Raw genomic sequence first — 16,379 nt, 5'->3', positions numbered from 1 at the left:
GGTGCCGGGCCGTCGTCGTCCCCGGAGCCGGTGATGCCGGGGACGGTCACCCTCCGTGGTGGTGTCCTTGCAGCCCGGACAGGTCGGGAAGGTGATGCTCGCTGTGCGGGACGGCGACCGCGCCGGCCTCGGTGTCGGTGAGTCCCGCGGTGGTCGCGGTCGAGACGAGGACCGCCCCGACGAAGAGGACAGCGAGGGACCCCGCCGGGCGCCGGCGCCCGGCACCGCCATCGTCGCTGCCGCTCCCCGCCGCCGGGGGCGCCGCCGGAGCCACCGCCGCCTCGGGCCGCGGGCGGGTGGCCGCCCCCACGGTCGCCGCGCCTGCGAGCTGGAGCGCCGCGGCGGAGGCCGCGGCCGCCCCGAGATGGCCCCCGGGCGCGACGGCGAGCGCCAGCCCGAGCACGCTCGCCACCATGAGGAGCCCGACGCCGACCCTGGCGAGCACGGCCGGGTCCGCGCGGCCCGGCGTGACACCGCGCAGCAGGAGCAGCGCCGCCACCAGCTCCACCGCCCCGAGCACCAGCGCGAAGACGCCCTGTGGGCGGGCGAGCGCGCCGCGCGCCGACCCGAGGTTCACCAGGCCCGCGCCGAGGAGCGTGAACGCGACGAGGATGCGGGCCGGGGGAGCCATGGCTCTCATGCGGTCGCGACCCCCGTCTCGGCGCGACGGTCCGCGCCCAGCCCGACGCCCAGCAGCAGGAGCGCGCTCGCGAGGTGCAGCACGTTGTCCGCGCCGTTGAGCGCGATGATGTTCGCGCCGGTGCCGACGAGGAAGAGGCCGAGGACGCCGACCAGGAGATAGACCCCGCCGATGGTCACGTTGACGCCCTTGGCCGCGCCGACCGACCGCGACGCGAGGAGCAGCGCGGCACCGATGCCGAGGTGGACGATGTTGTGCAGCGGGTTCACCTCGAAGAACAGCAGCTTCTCACCGTCCGTGGCGATGAAGCCGACGCCGGACGTGACGACGAACCCAGCGAGGCCGACCAGCAGGTAGACGGTGCCGAACACTGCGGCGAGGAGGCGGTTAGCGGACGAGGACATGGGCTGCTCCTTCTGCTCGGGGCGCGGGTCCGTCCCACGCTCGCCGGGGGTTCGGAGCGGACGCCGGACCGGATGGGTCGGCCGTCGAGAGGTCGTCGAGAAGTTGCCGAGGTCAGATACCGGGTGCGTGTATCAGGCGTGCGGCGCGCTGCTCCCTCCCCGTGACGACGAGAGCGCGGCGCCGGGACGGTGCCGCCCGGCGAGAGGTGATGGCACCCACGATGCAAAGTCATCCTTCTGCCGTTTCGCTGCGCGCCGTAGGCTCGGAGGCCCCGGGACGCGGTCGTCCCGGCCTTTCGACGAGCCCTCACGAGGTGCGAACTGCCATGACACGAGCCACGGAGGAACCTGTCGGTGAGGAGTCCGACGCCGGTGAGAGCCTGGGGGACCGGGCCGCGCGGGCGATCCTCGAGTACCGCGCGGGGCGTACGGACGCCCTGACGGACCTGGTCCGCGAGGCGACACCGCTGCTGTGGCACACGGTGCGCGCCCAGGGTGTGGACCGGGACGTGGCCGACGACGTGGTGCAGTCCACGTGGGCGGCCCTGGTGCGGCACGCGGAGACGATCGCGGAGCCGAAGGCCGTGCTGAAGTGGCTCCTCGTGACGGCCCGCCGCGGTGCGTGGGAGACGGTGCGCAAGGAGCGGACCGACCAGCGCCGGCGCACCGAGCTGCCGGACGACCTCACCGAAGGCTCTGCCGCCCTGCCGGACTCCCGGCCGGGACCGGAGGCCGAGGTGCTGACCGACGAGCGCGACCGGATGTTGTGGTCGGCGCTGCGTACGCTCCCGGCGCGCTGCCAGGAGCTCTTGCGACTCGTCTCGCTCGCCGACCGCCCGGACTACAAGGCGATCTCGGCATCGATCGGCATGCCGGTGGGAAGCATCGGTGCCACTCGGGGACGGTGCCTGGCCAAGCTGCGCGCCGTCCTCACCGAACAGGGAGAGGCCTCGTGGACATGAACCGGAAGCACGAGAACGCGTGGGGGGCGCCCGTGCCGGGCGAGGACGGACCCATCGACGCGCGCGACGTCGAGGCCCTGTCCCGGCTCGGTCGGACCGTGCAGCTCCTGGACCCGTTGCCCGACGGGCTGGTCGAGCGGTCGCTGTTCGCGATGACGCTCGCGAGCCTGGAGGCCGAGGTGATGGAGCTGCAGCAGATCGAGGCCCCCGTCGGGTCCGTGCGCGGCGACGCCCCGCCGCTGGAGGCGCGCACGATCACGTTCACGCACGAGCGCCTCACGGTGATGATCGCGCTGTCCACCGACGACGACGGCACCCACGTGCGTCTCGACGGCTGGGTGGCGCCCGCCGGCGCCCTCGTCGTGGAGCTGCGCCAGCCCGGCGACGAACGCACCACCACCGCCGACGACGACGGCCGCTTCGCCTTCACCGCCGTCGACCGCGGCCCCGCAAGCCTGCTGATCCGACTCGAGGAGGGTACGTCCGTGACGACGCCGGTGGTGGAGCTGTGACCGACACGCCCCAACGACTGCAGTGGCGGACCCGCGCCCTCGACCCGACGGACGCGCGCCGGTCGGGCGCACAGCCCTCTCCCCAGCCCACCTGGTACGTGGGGGACCGTCTCCTGCTCGACGTCGAGGCGCCGCCGCGCTCCGGGCCGGCACCGCGCTGGCTCCGGCGGCTGCGGCACGCTGCGTGGCGCCACGGCGTCAACGTGGAGATCGAGCCCGAGACCTACGACGACCTCGACCTGCTCGGTGAGGCGTGCGACCTCGGAGGGTTCGACGACGCGCTCCGTCGCCGCCTGCGCCGGGTGTTCGGGACGTCCGCGGTGCTCGTCCGGCTCGACGAGGGCGGTCTGCCCGACGGGTGGGACCTGCTCACCGCTGTGCGCCAGGGGTGGGACCGGCACGACGAACGACCCAGCGACGACGCCCTCGGCTTCGCGCTGCCGTGGCCCGCCGGGAAGGTCGAGGCGCGCTCGGCAGAGGGGCCGGGGGAGGTCTCCCTGGGCCTCGACCATGTCATCGTCCCCGGCGGGATCGGTGGCGGGCCGTCGAGGCAGCCGCAGACGTTCACCGCGACCCAGCCGTTCATCACCGGGAACCCGATCACGGTGGGCCACCCGATCACGGTGGGCCACCCGATCACGGTCGGCCACCCCATCACCGTCGGCCATCCGGCGGGCGGGGTGACCGAGTACGTCGCGGCCGGCTCGGGGGGACGGCAGCCGGTGGCGTGGGTCGGCGCGGTGCCCCGGGGGGAGATTCCCGCCGGGCCCACCCCGTACTCCGGCCCGGACGGGCAGCGACGGCCGGTGGTGGCGCTCATGGACACCGGCGTCGGCCCGCACCCGTGGTTCGGCCTCGCCGGGGCGCGGCGTCCGGCCGGCGTGAGCTGGACCGTCGAGGACCGGGCGCGCCCGGACGTCGTGATCCGGGACCCCGAGATCGTCGGCCGGCCCGTGGGGCTCAGCCCGCGCCCGGACCACGAGTACCAGGACCCGGAGATCGGTGGGGTCTCGATCGACCCGCTCGTCGGGCCCCTCGACCCTGTCGCCGGCCACGGCACCTTCATGGCCGGGCTGGTCCACCAGCAGTGCCCTGATGCCGTGATCCTCGCCCCGCGCGTCTACGCGGGGTCGGGCGTCGTGTCGGAGCGCGACCTCCTCCGGTCGTTGCGCAGGCTGCTGCTGTGGCACCTGCTGGGGCTCGCGGGCGTCGAGGGCTACGCGCCGGTCGACGTCGCGGTGCTCTCGCTCGGCTACTACCACGAACGCCCCGAGGACAAGGACTTCGACCTCCCGCTGGGGACGGTGCTGCAGGAGCTCCGCCGCTGGGGTGTCGCGGTGGTCTGCTCGAGCGGCAACGACGGCCAGGTACGGGAGAGCTTTCCCGCGGCGTTCGCGCCGAGGCTGGACCGCAGGACGGAGCCCCCGACGCCGCTCGTGCCGCTGTCGGAGAAGGAGCCGCCGGTCGTGGCGGTCGGCGCGAGGAACCCGGACGGCACCACGGCGCTCTTCAGCAACGACGGCGACTGGGTCACGTGCCTGCGGCCCGGTGCAGCGCTGGTCAGCACGGCTCCCGTCAGCATGGACGGCGTGGTCGCGCCGTCGAGGTTCATGCGGGAGCTGTACTCCGAGGGGTTCCGGGCCACGATCGACCCGGAGGGCTTCGAGGGGGGCTTCGCGATCTGGAGCGGTACGTCGTTCGCGGCGCCGGTCCTCGCCGGTGAGCTTGCTCGGTACCGCCTGGAGGTCGGCATCGAGGAGCCGCAGTTCCCGGAAGGCGGCGACGGGGACCCCGCTCGGTGCGCGCAGGTGTGGAAGGTCATCTCGCGAAGCACCGGCCTCGAGCCCGACGAGGGAGGGGACGGTACGCGGTAGCGGGGGGTGACTCCGGCGGTACACCTGCCGCCCGAGGAACCGGAGGACGTACCCTCACCGGGTGGCCGGTGCACTGGAGCGCGCTCGACAGCGTTACGCCGACGCCCACGGGGCGGAGGACGTGGGGCGGTTCGTCCGCGCGCTCGAGCTGTACCGGGCGCTCGTCGCCGATCTCGACGGCGTGCTGCGCGACGGCGCGCTCCTCGACAGCGAGCGTGCGGCGTGCGCGTCGCTGAGAGTGCGGGCCAGGCTGGGGATCGCGCGGGGGACGTACGAGACGTCCGGAGACATGGGCGCGGCGCTCGCCCTGCTCGGTGAGACCGAGAAGTTCTGCGTGGACGAGGGTCTGGACGGCGAGGTCGTGGCGGTCCGGGGGCAGCGCGGTCTCCTCCTCCTGCGCTCGGGGGACATCCCGGCGGCGCGGGCGGCGCTGGACCTGGTCGCGCCCGGTCCGGCCGCCGAGCCGTCGTTCGACCTGGGGAGCATCCTGGTCAACCGGGGTGCACTGCACCTCGAGGTCGGGGAGGTCGCTGCGGCGGCGCGGGACCTGCGCGCGGCCGCGGACATCGCGCGTGCCATCGGGAACACGGTGCTCGAGGCTGCGGCGCGGCACAACCTGGGCTACGCGGACTTCCTGGGGGGCAACCTGCCGGCGGCGCTCCGGGAGATGGCCGAGGCGTCCGACCTGGGCGACCAGCCGGCGCCCGTGACGCTGCTCGACAAGGCCCGCGTGCTCGCGGAGGCGGGCCTCGTGTCGGACGCCGTCGCGGCACTCGAGCAGGCGTCCGAGCTGCTCGAGGGTGGGTCTGCGGTCGTGCTCGCCGAGGTCGAGCTCGCGCTCGCGAGGTGTCTGATGGACCTCCGCCGGTTTGACCGCGCCCGTGAGTCGGCACGGTCCGCGGCTCGCGGTTTCGCCCGCGCGGGGAACAAGGCCTGGCAGGCCCGGGCGCGGGTGGTCGAGCTGCAGGCACAGCTCGGCGCCGACCGGTTCGCACCCCGTCCGGTGGCACGCGACACCCTCCGGCGCCGGGCGGCGCGAGCGGTCGAGCTGGCCGAGCTGGGGCGGACCGCGGGCACCGTCGGGCGTCTGACGGTCTCGTACCCGGCGCTCCTCATGGCCGCGGAGTGGTCGGTGATGGCCGGCGACCTCGACGAGGCGCGGGCGCTGCTGACACGCGTGCCTGCCAACCTCGAGAGTGCGCCCCTGTCCCTGCGGGTCGAGCGGTCCGCGATGACGGCCCAGGTGGCGTTCGCCCGCGGACACCGGAGCGCCGGCGTGCGAGCCGTGCGGCACGGCCAGCGCACGTTGGCGGCGCACCGAGGCCTCGGGTCGGTCGAGGCCGTCGCGGCGACGGGTCTGCACGCCCTTCGGCTGAACTTCGTCGACGTCCGTGCCGCCCTCTCGACAGGTGACCCCGCGGCGGTCTTCGACGCGCTCGAACGCGGTCGTGCGACCGCGGCGGGGACGGCGCGGCTCGTCCCGCCCGACGACCCGCGGCTCGCCGACCTGCTCGAGCGGGCACGCGCCGAGCACCAGGCTGCCCTCGCGCTCGGCCCGACGGCGACGCCGGAGGGCATCCGGGCCAAGCGCGGACACCTGACCGAGTCGCGCCGCCTGCAGGGCGAGGCTCGCGAGGTGTCCTGGCAGGTCGAGGGCGAACGGCGCCCGGCCGAGCCCGTGTCCGCCCGCGAGGTCCGGGCCGCCCTGCGCGGCGCGCCGAAGGACCGCGGGGAGGTCGTCGTCTCGTACAGCACCCTCGACGACGAGGTCCTCGCCGTGCGCCTGGACCGCAGCGGTTGCGTCCTCCACCGACTGGGTTCGCGGACGGCGATGCTCGAGCAGGCGCGTCGGGCGCGGGCCGACCTCACCGTGGTGTCGAACCCGCTCATCCCGCCGCCGCTGCGGACCGCGGCCGGTCGGTCGCTGGCGCAGAGCCTCGCGCGGCTCGACGACCAGCTCGTCGGGCCGCTCGGTGCGGAGCACGACCTCCACGTGGTGGCTCGTGGACAGCTGCTCACCCTCCCGTGGTCGGCGCTGCCCTCGAGGATCGGCCGACGCACCTGGGTCGGGGACCGCCTGAACCTGCTGCGGGCGGCACGGCACCCCGGGGACGGGCGCGACGGCGTCGTCGTGCTCGCCGGTCCGGACACCGAGGGCGGCGCCCGCGAGGCGGAGGCGGTGGCGTCGGTCTGGCCCTCGGCGTCGGTGCTGCTCCGGGACGCAGCCACCGTCGGGGGAGCGGTGCAGGCGTTCGGCCGGGCACGGGTGGTGCACCTGGCGGCGCACGGGACGCACGTGCAGGACAACGCGATGTTCTCGTCGCTCCGGCTCGCGGACGGGCCCCTCTTCGCCCACGAGCTCGACGGGGTGGACCTCGCCGGCGCCACCGTGGTCCTCTCGGCCTGCGAGCTCGGCCTGTCGACGTCGGACGTGGGCGGGGAGGCCCTCGGCTTCGCGAGCGTCATCCTGCGCCACGGCGCCGATGCCGTGATCGCGGCGGTGGCCCCGCTGCGCGACGAGGTCGCGGTGCGGGTGATGCCGTCCCTCCATGCAGGGCTGCGTGACGGGCTCAGGCCGGGAGCGGCGCTCGCCCGCGCCGTCGCGGACGAGCCCGAGCCGGTGCCGCTGGTGTGCTTCGGCCCGCTCGTCCTGTGACGGGCGACGTGTCCGGTCGCACACCGCCGGCGTCCCGCACCGCTCTCGTCGTCGTGTAGAGTTCTCAGGTAACCCAAGACCGCCGGTCGTCCGACGCTGCCCGGGCTCGCCCAGGAAGCAGAAGACCGAAGTCCCGTGAGAGCGGGGGCCTGCGTAGGTGACACGACGACGATCACACAGTCCGCTGTGAGCTCCGAGCCCCGTGCGCACCTGCGCCGGGGCTCTTTCTTTTTCCGGGGTACCGGTGGCACCACCACCGGAAGGATTGCCATGGCGAGGCCGGACAAGGCAGCCGCTGTCGCGGAGGTCGCGGACAAGTTCCGTGACTCCAGCGCGGCCGTGCTGACCGAGTACCGCGGGCTCACCGTCGCGCAGCTCAAGGAGCTGCGTCGGTCGCTCAGCGGCAACGCAACCTACGCCGTGGTGAAGAACACGCTGACGTCCATCGCGGCCAAGGAGGCCGGGATCGACGCTTTCGAGGCGGACCTCAAGGGTCCTTCCGCGATCGCGTTCGTGACCGGCGACCCGGTCGAGGCCGCCAAGGGTCTGCGTGACTTCGCCAAGGCGAACCCTGCACTGGTCATCAAGGGCGGTGTCCTCGACGGGAAGCCGCTGACCGCTGCAGAGATCACCAAGCTCGCGGACCTCGAGTCCCGCGAGGTCCTGCTGGCCAAGACGGTCGGCGCGATGAAGGCCAAGCTCTACCAGGCTGCCTACGCCTTCACCGCGAAGCCGGCCCAGGCCGCTCGCGTCATCGATGCCCTGCGTCAGAAGCAGGAATCGGAGGCCGCTGCCGCCTGACGGCGGTACGGCGAGATCAACCCCCTCTGCTTCTGCGGGGCCGGCGAGGCCCCAGGACGCACCAACCCGAAAGGAACGCCATCATGGCGAAGCTCAGCACCGACGAGCTCCTGTCCGCCTTCGAGGAGCTCACCCTCATCGAGCTCAACGAGTTCGTGAAGGCCTTCGAGGAGAAGTTCGACGTCACCGCCGCCGCTCCGGTCGCCGCTGCCGTTGCCGCCCCCGCCGCTGGCGGCGCCGGCGCCGAGGCCGCCGAGGAGAAGGACGAGTTCGACGTCATCCTCGAGGCCGCCGGCGACAAGAAGATCCAGGTCATCAAGGAGGTGCGCGCGCTCACGTCCCTCGGCCTGAAGGAGGCCAAGGACCTCGTGGACGGCGCCCCGAAGCCGGTCCTGGAGGCCGCGAACAAGGAGACGGCCGAGAAGGCCAAGGCTGCCCTCGAGGGCGCCGGCGCCACCGTCACCCTCAAGTGATCGCTGCGGCCTAGCCGCGCATCGCTCCTGCGAGGCCCGCACCCCGTCCGGGGTGCGGGCCTCGCTGCGTCCCGGGGCGACGCCGTCAGACGTGTTCGCGGCGGCAGTTCCCGTTCGGCGCGGCAGCTTGAACTGCCGCCCTGAGCTGGAGCTGCCGTCGCGATCGCGTGCGTCGCGGGCGGGCGTCGTCGGGGAACGTGGGGATCTTGTGTGGTGACCAGGGTCGCGTCCGCGGGCCTGGCCACGCCCCCTAGCACGGGTTAGGCTGGTCCGACAACCGTTTCTTGGGCGGCATATGGCGGCCACCGAGACAACGTCCTCTACGACCCAGAACCGAGGGCGTCCGCTCGTGTGCCCGCGCGAGTGGACAAACGACGAAGTTCTGGCTACGCTAGCGCTTTGCGCTCGCTTGTGCCCCGACGCCTCCCCGCCGATGATGCCCCGCCCCTCGTGATCACGTCTTCGTGACCCCGGAGGCCGGTTCTCCCGTCGCGGTCCGGCGCCTGCAGCCTCGCTGAGCGTACAGCGTGCCATCGAACTGCAGGGAAGGACCCCTCTTGGCTGCCTCGCGCACCCCTTCTGTTCCGTCCGCCGACGCCATCGCGAACCGCACCGCTTCCCGCCGCGTCTCCTTCGCCAAGATCTACGAGCCGCTCGAGGTCCCTGACCTCCTCGGGCTGCAGACCGAGAGCTTCGACTGGCTGCTCGGCAGCCCCGCCTGGCAGGCCCGGGTCGAGGCGGCCACCGCCGCCGGCCGGTCCGACGTCCCGGCCACCTCCGGCCTCGAGGAGATCTTCGAGGAGATCTCGCCGATCGAGGACTTCGGCCAGTCGATGTCCCTCTCCTTCTCGAACCACCGGTTCGAGCCGCCGAAGTACACCGCGGACGAGTGCAAGGAGAAGGACTTCACCTTCGCCGCGCCGCTGTTCGTGACGGCCGAGTTCGTCAACTACACGACCGGCGAGATCAAGAGCCAGACGGTGTTCATGGGCGACTTCCCGCTCATGACGGCGCGCGGCACGTTCATCATCAACGGCACCGAGCGCGTCGTCGTCTCGCAGCTGGTCCGTTCCCCGGGCGTCTACTTCGAGCGCACGCCCGACAAGACGAGCGACAAGGACGTCTTCTCGGCGAAGGTCATCCCGTCGCGCGGCGCCTGGCTCGAGTTCGAGATCGACAAGCGCGACGCCGTCGGCGTGCGCGTCGACCGCAAGCGCAAGCAGCCCGTCACCGTCCTCCTCAAGGCCCTCGGCCTCACGGAGGCGGAGATCCGCGAGGAGTTCGCGAACTTCCCGTCGGTGCTCGACACCCTCGAGAAGGACCACGTCCACACGCAGGACGAGGCCCTCGTCGACCTGTACCGCAAGATCCGCCCGGGCGAGCCGCCCACGGTCGAGGCCGGCCGCGCGCTGCTCGAGAACTTCTACTTCAACCCGAAGCGGTACGACCTGGCGAAGGTCGGCCGGTACAAGATCAGCAAGAAGCTCGGCGTCGACGCGCCGCTGGCCGACTCGACGCTGTCCGTGACGGACGTCGTCGCGACGATCAAGTACCTCGCCGCGCTGCACGCCGACCTGGCGACCATCCCCGGTACCCGGGACGGCCAGCCGACCGAGGTCCGCGTCGAGACGGACGACATCGACCACTTCGGCAACCGTCGCATCCGCGCCGTCGGCGAGCTCATCCAGAACCAGGTGCGCACGGGCCTGTCCCGCATGGAGCGCGTGGTCCGCGAGCGCATGACGACGCAGGACGTCGAGGCGATCACGCCGCAGACCCTGATCAACATCCGCCCCGTGGTGGCGTCGATCCGCGAGTTCTTCGGCACGTCGCAGCTGTCGCAGTTCATGGACCAGAACAACCCGCTCGCGGGCCTGACGCACAAGCGTCGCCTCAACGCCCTCGGCCCGGGTGGTCTGTCCCGCGACCGCGCCGGCATGGAGGTCCGTGACGTCCACCCGTCGCACTACGGCCGCATGTGCCCGATCGAGACCCCTGAGGGCCCGAACATCGGCCTCATCGGCTCGCTCGCGTCGTTCGGTCGCATCAACCCGTTCGGCTTCATCGAGACGCCGTACCGCAAGGTTACCGACGGCAAGGTCACGGACGAGATCGTCTACCTGACCGCCGACGACGAGGACCGCCACATCATCGCCCAGGCGAACACCGAGCTCACCGAGGACGGCACGTTCCTCCGCGAGCGCGTGCTGGTCCGCACCAAGGGTGGCGAGACGGACGACCTCCCGCCGGCCGAGATCGACTACATGGACGTCTCGCCGCGCCAGATGGTGTCCGTCGCGACGGCGCTCATCCCGTTCCTCGAGCACGACGACGCGAACCGCGCGCTCATGGGCGCCAACATGCAGCGCCAGGCCGTGCCGCTGGTGCGCTCCGAGGCGCCGCTGGTCGGTACCGGCATGGAGCGCCGTGCGGCCATCGACGCGGGCGACGTCATCGTGGCGACCAAGCCCGGTGTGGTCACCGAGGTGTCGGCCGACCTGGTGCTCGTCGCGAACGACGACGGCACCACGGGCTCGTACCGTGCCGCGAAGTTCCGCCGCTCGAACCAGGGCACCAGCTACAACCAGCGCGTGCTCGTGGACGAGGGGCAGCGTGTCGAGGTCGGCTCCGTGCTGGCCGACGGCCCGGCGACCGACGAGGGCGACCTCGCGCTCGGCCGCAACCTGCTCGTGGCGTTCATGTCGTGGGAGGGCCACAACTACGAGGACGCGATCATCCTGTCGCAGCGCCTCGTGGAGGACGACGTCCTCTCCTCGATCCACATCGAGGAGCACGAGGTCGACGCCCGCGACACGAAGCTCGGGCCCGAGGAGATCACGCGGGACATCCCGAACGTCTCCGAGGACGTCCTGGCGGACCTCGACGAGCGCGGTGTCATCCGCATCGGTGCCGAGGTCGGTGCCGGCGACGTGCTGGTCGGCAAGGTCACCCCGAAGGGCGAGACCGAGCTGACCCCGGAGGAGCGCCTGCTGCGCGCCATCTTCGGCGAGAAGGCCCGCGAGGTGCGCGACACGTCGCTCAAGGTGCCCCACGGCGAGCAGGGCACGGTCATCGGCGTGCGCGAGTTCAACCGCGAGGACGGCGACGAGCTGCCCGCCGGCGTGAACCAGCTGGTGCGCGTCTACATCGCCCAGCGCCGCAAGATCACCGTCGGCGACAAGCTGGCCGGCCGCCACGGCAACAAGGGCGTCATCTCGAAGATCCTGCCGCAGGAGGACATGCCGTTCCTCCCCGACGGGACCCCGGTCGACGTCATCCTCAACCCGCTGGGCGTGCCCGGTCGTATGAACGTCGGCCAGGTCCTCGAGACCCACCTCGGCTGGGTCGCCAGCCGTGGCTGGGACATCGAGCTGGCCGAGGGCGACGACCTCTCCTGGAAGGAGAGCCTGCCCGCGGTCGCCGCGAAGTCGGCGCCGAGGACGCCGGTGGCGACGCCGGTGTTCGACGGCCTCGAGGAGACCGGCCTGCGTGGCCTGCTCTCGACGACCCTGCCGAACCGCGACGGCGAGCGCATGGTCGCCACGGACGGCAAGGCCCGGCTCTTCGACGGCCGCTCCGGCGAGCCGTTCCCGGACCCGGTGTCGGTGGGCTACATGTACATCCTCAAGCTCCACCACCTGGTCGACGACAAGATCCACGCGCGCTCGACCGGCCCGTACTCGATGATCACGCAGCAGCCGCTGGGTGGTAAGGCGCAGTTCGGTGGCCAGCGCTTCGGTGAGATGGAGGTGTGGGCCCTCGAGGCGTACGGCGCGGCCTACACGCTGCAGGAGCTGCTCACCATCAAGTCCGACGACGTCCCCGGCCGCGTGAAGGTGTACGAGGCGATCGTCAAGGGCGAGAACATCCCCGACTCGGGCATCCCGGAGTCCTTCAAGGTGCTCCTCAAGGAGATGCAGTCGCTGTGCCTGAACGTCGAGGTGCTCTCGAGCGACGGGACCTCCATCGAGATGAAGGAGTCCGACGACGAGGTGTACCGCGCCGCGGAGGAGCTGGGCATCGATCTGTCCCGACGCCCCAACTCGGCCGCCACGGTCGACGAGATCTGATCCAGCGACCAGCTGAACTCCACGGACATTCAAAAGCTTTGAGGAAGTAGGACATCTTGCTCGACGTCAACGTCTTCGACGAGCTGCGTATCGGCCTGGCAACGGCCGACGACATCCGTGCCTGGTCGCACGGTGAGGTCAAGAAGCCCGAGACCATCAACTACCGCACCCTGAAGCCGGAGAAGGACGGGCTCTTCTGCGAGAAGATCTTCGGCCCCACCCGGGACTGGGAGTGCTACTGCGGCAAGTACAAGCGCGTGCGCTTCAAGGGCATCATCTGCGAGCGCTGCGGCGTCGAGGTGACGCGCTCGAAGGTGCGCCGTGAGCGCATGGGTCACATCGAGCTCGCCGCCCCGGTCACGCACATCTGGTTCTTCAAGGGTGTGCCGTCGCGCCTCGGCTACCTGCTGGACCTGGCCCCGAAGGACCTGGAGAAGGTCATCTACTTCGCGGCCTACATGGTCACGTGGGTCGACGACGAGGCCCGGCACGAGGACCTCCCCAACCTCCAGAACGAGATCGACCTGGAGAAGAAGGAGATCTCGGACCGCCGCGACAACGACATCAACGCCCGCGCGCAGAAGCTCGAGGCCGACCTGGCCGAGCTCGAGGCCGAGGGTGCCAAGGCCGACGCGCGCCGCAAGGTGCGCGACTCTGCCGAGCGCGAGATGGCGCAGCTGCGCAAGCGTGCCGACGCGGAGCTCGACCGCCTCGAGCAGGTCTGGGACCGGTTCAAGAACCTCAAGGTCGCGGACCTCGAGGGTGACGAGATGCTGTACCGCCAGCTCGTCGACCGGTACGGCACGTACTTCGAGGGCTCGATGGGTGCCGCGGCGATCCAGAAGCGTCTGGAGAGCTTCGACCTGGACGCCGAGGCCGCGTCGCTGCGCGAGACCATCCGGAGCGGCAAGGGCCAGCGCAAGACGCGCGCGCTCAAGCGCCTGAAGGTCGTCAACGCGTTCCTCACGACGACCAACTCGCCCACGGCGATGGTGCTCGACGCCGTCCCGGTCATCCCGCCGGACCTGCGCCCGATGGTGCAGCTCGACGGTGGCCGCTTCGCGACGTCGGACCTCAACGACCTGTACCGGCGCGTGATCAACCGCAACAACCGGCTCAAGCGCCTGCTCGACCTGGGTGCGCCGGAGATCATCGTCAACAACGAGAAGCGGATGCTCCAGGAGGCCGTGGACTCGCTGTTCGACAACGGCCGCCGCGGCCGTCCGGTCACGGGTCCGGGCAACCGCCCGCTCAAGTCGATCTCCGACATGCTCAAGGGCAAGCAGGGCCGGTTCCGCCAGAACCTGCTCGGCAAGCGCGTCGACTACTCGGGCCGTTCGGTCATCGTGGTCGGCCCGCAGCTCAAGCTGCACCAGTGCGGCCTGCCCAAGCAGATGGCGCTCGAGCTGTTCAAGCCCTTCGTCATGAAGCGGCTCGTCGAGCTCAACCACGCGCAGAACATCAAGAGCGCCAAGCGCATGGTCGAGCGCACCCGCGGCGAGGTCTGGGACGTGCTGGAGGAGGTCATCCAGGAGCACCCGGTGCTGCTGAACCGTGCCCCCACCCTGCACCGCCTCGGCATCCAGGCCTTCGAGCCGCAGCTCGTCGAGGGCAAGGCCATCCACCTGCACCCGCTCGTGTGCGCCGCGTTCAACGCGGACTTCGACGGCGACCAGATGGCGGTCCACCTGCCCCTGAGCGCGGAGGCGCAGGCCGAGGCCCGCATCCTCATGCTCTCGAGCAACAACATCCTCAAGCCGTCGGACGGCCGTCCGGTGACCATGCCCTCGCAGGACATGATCATCGGTCTGCACCACCTCACCTCGGACCGCCCCGGCGCGACGGGGGAGGGGCGTGTGTTCTCCTCGCAGGCCGAGGCGATCATGGCCCTCGACCGTGGCCAGCTGGACCTGAACGCCACGATCAAGCTGCGGATGTCCGACCTCGTGCCGCCGACCAGCGGCTTCGAGGCCCCCGAGGGCTGGGAGCCCGGGCAGCCGCTGCTGTTCGAGACCACCCTGGGCCGCACGATCTTCAACGAGGCGCTCCCGATCGACTACCCGTTCCAGAACGGCGTGGTCGGCAAGAAGGAGCTCTCGACGATCGTCAACGACCTGGCGGAGCGCTACCCCAAGGTCGACGTCGCGACGTCGCTCGACGCGCTCAAGGACGCCGGCTACCGGTGGGCCACGCGCTCGGGCGTCACGATCGCGATCTCCGACGTGGCGATGCCGGCGATCAAGGACACGATCCTCGACGAGCACGAGCAGCGTGCGCTCAAGGTGCAGGACCAGTTCGACAAGGGTCTGATCACCGACGACGAGCGCCGTCAGGAGCTCATCGAGATCTGGACGCAGGCCACCGACAAGATCGCGTCGGTCATGCGGGAGAACCTCGAGAGCAACTCGCGGAACACGCTGTACCGCATGGTGTCCTCGGGTGCCCGTGGTAACTGGATGCAGGTCCGTCAGATCGCCGGTATGCGCGGCCTCGTGGCGAACCCGAAGGGCGAGATCATCCCTCGCCCGATCAAGTCCAACTACCGCGAGGGCCTGTCCGTCCTCGAGTACTTCATCGCCTCGCACGGTGCCCGCAAGGGCCTCGCCGACACGGCGCTGCGTACCGCGGACTCCGGCTACCTGACCCGTCGTCTCGTCGACGTGTCGCAGGACGTCATCATCCGCGAGGAGGACTGCGGCACCGAGCGTGGCCTCACGCTGCCCGTGGCCGAGCGCATCGGTGACGTGCTGGTGCCGCACCCGCGCGTCGAGACGAGCATCTACTCGCGCACGTTCGCGACGGACGTCGTGGACGGCGACGGCAACGTCGTGGCCGAGGCGGGCTCCGACGCGGGCGACGTGGTGATCGACAAGGTCATCGCCGCCGGCATCGAGAGCGTCAAGGTCCGGTCCGTGCTGACCTGCGAGTCGCGCGTCGGGACCTGCGCGAAGTGCTACGGCCGCTCCCTGGCCACCGGCAAGCTGGTGGACATCGGCGAGGCCGTCGGCATCATCGCGGCCCAGTCGATCGGTGAGCCGGGCACGCAGCTGACGATGCGTACCTTCCACACCGGTGGTGTGGCGTCCGCCGAGGACATCACGCAGGGTCTGCCGCGTGTCACCGAGCTCTTCGAGGCCCGCACCCCCAAGGGTGAGGCGCCCATCGCGGAGTACACGGGCACCGTGGCCATCGAGGACACGGAGCGCACGCGCCACCTGGTCCTCACGCCGGCCGACGGCAGCGAGGAGATCCGCTACCCGGTGACCAAGCGTGCGCGTCTGCTGATCACGGACGGCCAGGAGGTCCAGGTCGGCACCCAGCTGGTGCAGGGTGCCGTCGACCCGAAGAAGGTGCTCCGCATCCTCGGCCCGCGTGCCACCCAGAAGCACCTGGTGGACGAGGTCCAGGAGACCTACCGCTCGCAGGGTGTGGACATCCACGACAAGCACATCGAGGTCATCGTGCGGCAGATGCTGCGTCGCGTGACCGTGCTCGACTCGGGTGACTCGCACCTGCTGCCGGGTGAGCTCGCGGAGCGCGTCCGCTTCGAGGACGCGAACCGTCGTGCCGTGGCGGAGGGTGGCCAGCCGGCCTCCGGCCGTCCGGAGCTCATGGGCATCACGAAGGCGTCGCTCGCCACCGACTCGTGGCTGTCGGCCGCCTCCTTCCAGGAGACGACCCGCGTGCTCACCGAGGCGTCGATGAGCGGTCGTCGTGACCCGCTGCTGGGCCTCAAGGAGAACGTCATCCTCGGTAAGCTCATCCCCGCCGGCACGGGCCTGCCCCGCTACCGGAACATCGAGGTCGAGCCGACGGAGCAGGCGAAGGCCGAGCTCTACCCGAGCTTCGGGTACGACGAGATCGACTTCCCGACGCTCGGCATGGGCTCCGGCGAGGCGATCCCGCTGGAGGACCTCGACTTCGGGGACTTCCGCTGATCCGCTCCGGGCAGTAGTGCGAAGGCCGCGAGGCGGTGCAGGGCCCACG

General features: G+C 71.3%; 10 protein-coding genes. 8 read left to right on the top strand and 2 right to left on the bottom strand.

Annotated elements, in window-relative coordinates:
* Positions 1–46: 46 nt before the first annotated feature.
* Positions 47–631, bottom strand: a complete 585-nt coding sequence (locus ACFT55_RS12015; RefSeq protein ID WP_380244066.1) for a hypothetical protein — start codon at positions 629–631, stop codon at positions 47–49.
* Positions 632–636: 5 nt separating this feature from the next.
* A complete protein-coding gene (locus ACFT55_RS12010; protein ID WP_380244065.1) occupies positions 637–1,044 on the bottom strand; it encodes a DUF4383 domain-containing protein in 408 nt (135 codons plus the stop codon).
* A 326-nt stretch (positions 1,045–1,370) separates the two neighbouring features.
* On the opposite strand from ACFT55_RS12010, the gene ACFT55_RS12005 reads away from it, so the two are divergent.
* The 8 genes from ACFT55_RS12005 (at position 1,371) to ACFT55_RS11970 (ending at position 16,330) form a co-directional block, all read left to right on the top strand.
* A complete protein-coding gene (locus ACFT55_RS12005) occupies positions 1,371–2,006 on the top strand; it encodes an RNA polymerase sigma factor (RefSeq protein ID WP_380244064.1) in 636 nt (211 codons plus the stop codon).
* Entirely contained in the window at positions 2,003–2,518 is a 516-nt protein-coding gene (locus ACFT55_RS12000; RefSeq protein WP_380244063.1) for a carboxypeptidase-like regulatory domain-containing protein, read from the top strand. The genes ACFT55_RS12005 and ACFT55_RS12000 overlap by 4 nt, the downstream gene beginning before the upstream one ends.
* Complete coding sequence (locus ACFT55_RS11995; RefSeq protein WP_380244062.1) at positions 2,515–4,392, top strand: S8/S53 family peptidase; 1,878 nt, start codon at positions 2,515–2,517, stop codon at positions 4,390–4,392. The genes ACFT55_RS12000 and ACFT55_RS11995 overlap by 4 nt, the downstream gene beginning before the upstream one ends.
* 61 nt (positions 4,393–4,453) lie before the next feature.
* Positions 4,454–7,048: a CHAT domain-containing protein gene (locus ACFT55_RS11990; protein WP_380244061.1), complete on the top strand. Its 2,595-nt coding sequence runs from the start codon at positions 4,454–4,456 to the stop codon at positions 7,046–7,048.
* A gap of 270 nt (positions 7,049–7,318) precedes the next feature.
* On the top strand, positions 7,319–7,849 hold the full coding sequence (rplJ, locus tag ACFT55_RS11985; protein ID WP_380244060.1) for a 50S ribosomal protein L10: 531 nt from the start codon (positions 7,319–7,321) through the stop codon (positions 7,847–7,849).
* 83 nt (positions 7,850–7,932) lie between these two features.
* Positions 7,933–8,322: a 50S ribosomal protein L7/L12 gene (gene rplL, locus ACFT55_RS11980; RefSeq protein WP_380244058.1), complete on the top strand. Its 390-nt coding sequence runs from the start codon at positions 7,933–7,935 to the stop codon at positions 8,320–8,322.
* 557 nt (positions 8,323–8,879) lie between these two features.
* The gene (gene rpoB, locus ACFT55_RS11975) at positions 8,880–12,392 is read left to right on the top strand and encodes a DNA-directed RNA polymerase subunit beta (RefSeq protein ID WP_380244057.1); all 3,513 of its coding nucleotides are present in this window, start codon (positions 8,880–8,882) and stop codon (positions 12,390–12,392) included.
* A gap of 56 nt (positions 12,393–12,448) precedes the next feature.
* Positions 12,449–16,330, top strand: a complete 3,882-nt coding sequence (locus tag ACFT55_RS11970; protein WP_380244056.1) for a DNA-directed RNA polymerase subunit beta' — start codon at positions 12,449–12,451, stop codon at positions 16,328–16,330.
* Positions 16,331–16,379 lie beyond the last annotated feature (49 nt).

The organism is Isoptericola sp. NPDC057191 (assembly GCF_042670225.1).
Taxonomy (GTDB): Bacteria; Actinomycetota; Actinomycetes; order Actinomycetales; family Cellulomonadaceae; genus Isoptericola.
Note: the sequence above shows the minus strand (reverse complement) of the source record. Positions and strands in the feature narration are given on the sequence as shown.

Coding starts and splice junctions, on each gene's coding strand:
- ACFT55_RS12005 (WP_380244064.1), top strand. CDS start 1,371: ATGACACGAGCCACGGAGGAACCTGTCGGTGAGGAGTCCGACGCCGGT.
- ACFT55_RS12000 (WP_380244063.1), top strand. CDS start 2,003: ATGAACCGGAAGCACGAGAACGCGTGGGGGGCGCCCGTGCCGGGCGAG.
- ACFT55_RS12015 (WP_380244066.1), bottom strand. CDS start 631: ATGGCTCCCCCGGCCCGCATCCTCGTCGCGTTCACGCTCCTCGGCGCG.
- rplL (WP_380244058.1), top strand. CDS start 7,933: ATGGCGAAGCTCAGCACCGACGAGCTCCTGTCCGCCTTCGAGGAGCTC.
- rplJ (WP_380244060.1), top strand. CDS start 7,319: ATGGCGAGGCCGGACAAGGCAGCCGCTGTCGCGGAGGTCGCGGACAAG.
- ACFT55_RS12010 (WP_380244065.1), bottom strand. CDS start 1,044: ATGTCCTCGTCCGCTAACCGCCTCCTCGCCGCAGTGTTCGGCACCGTC.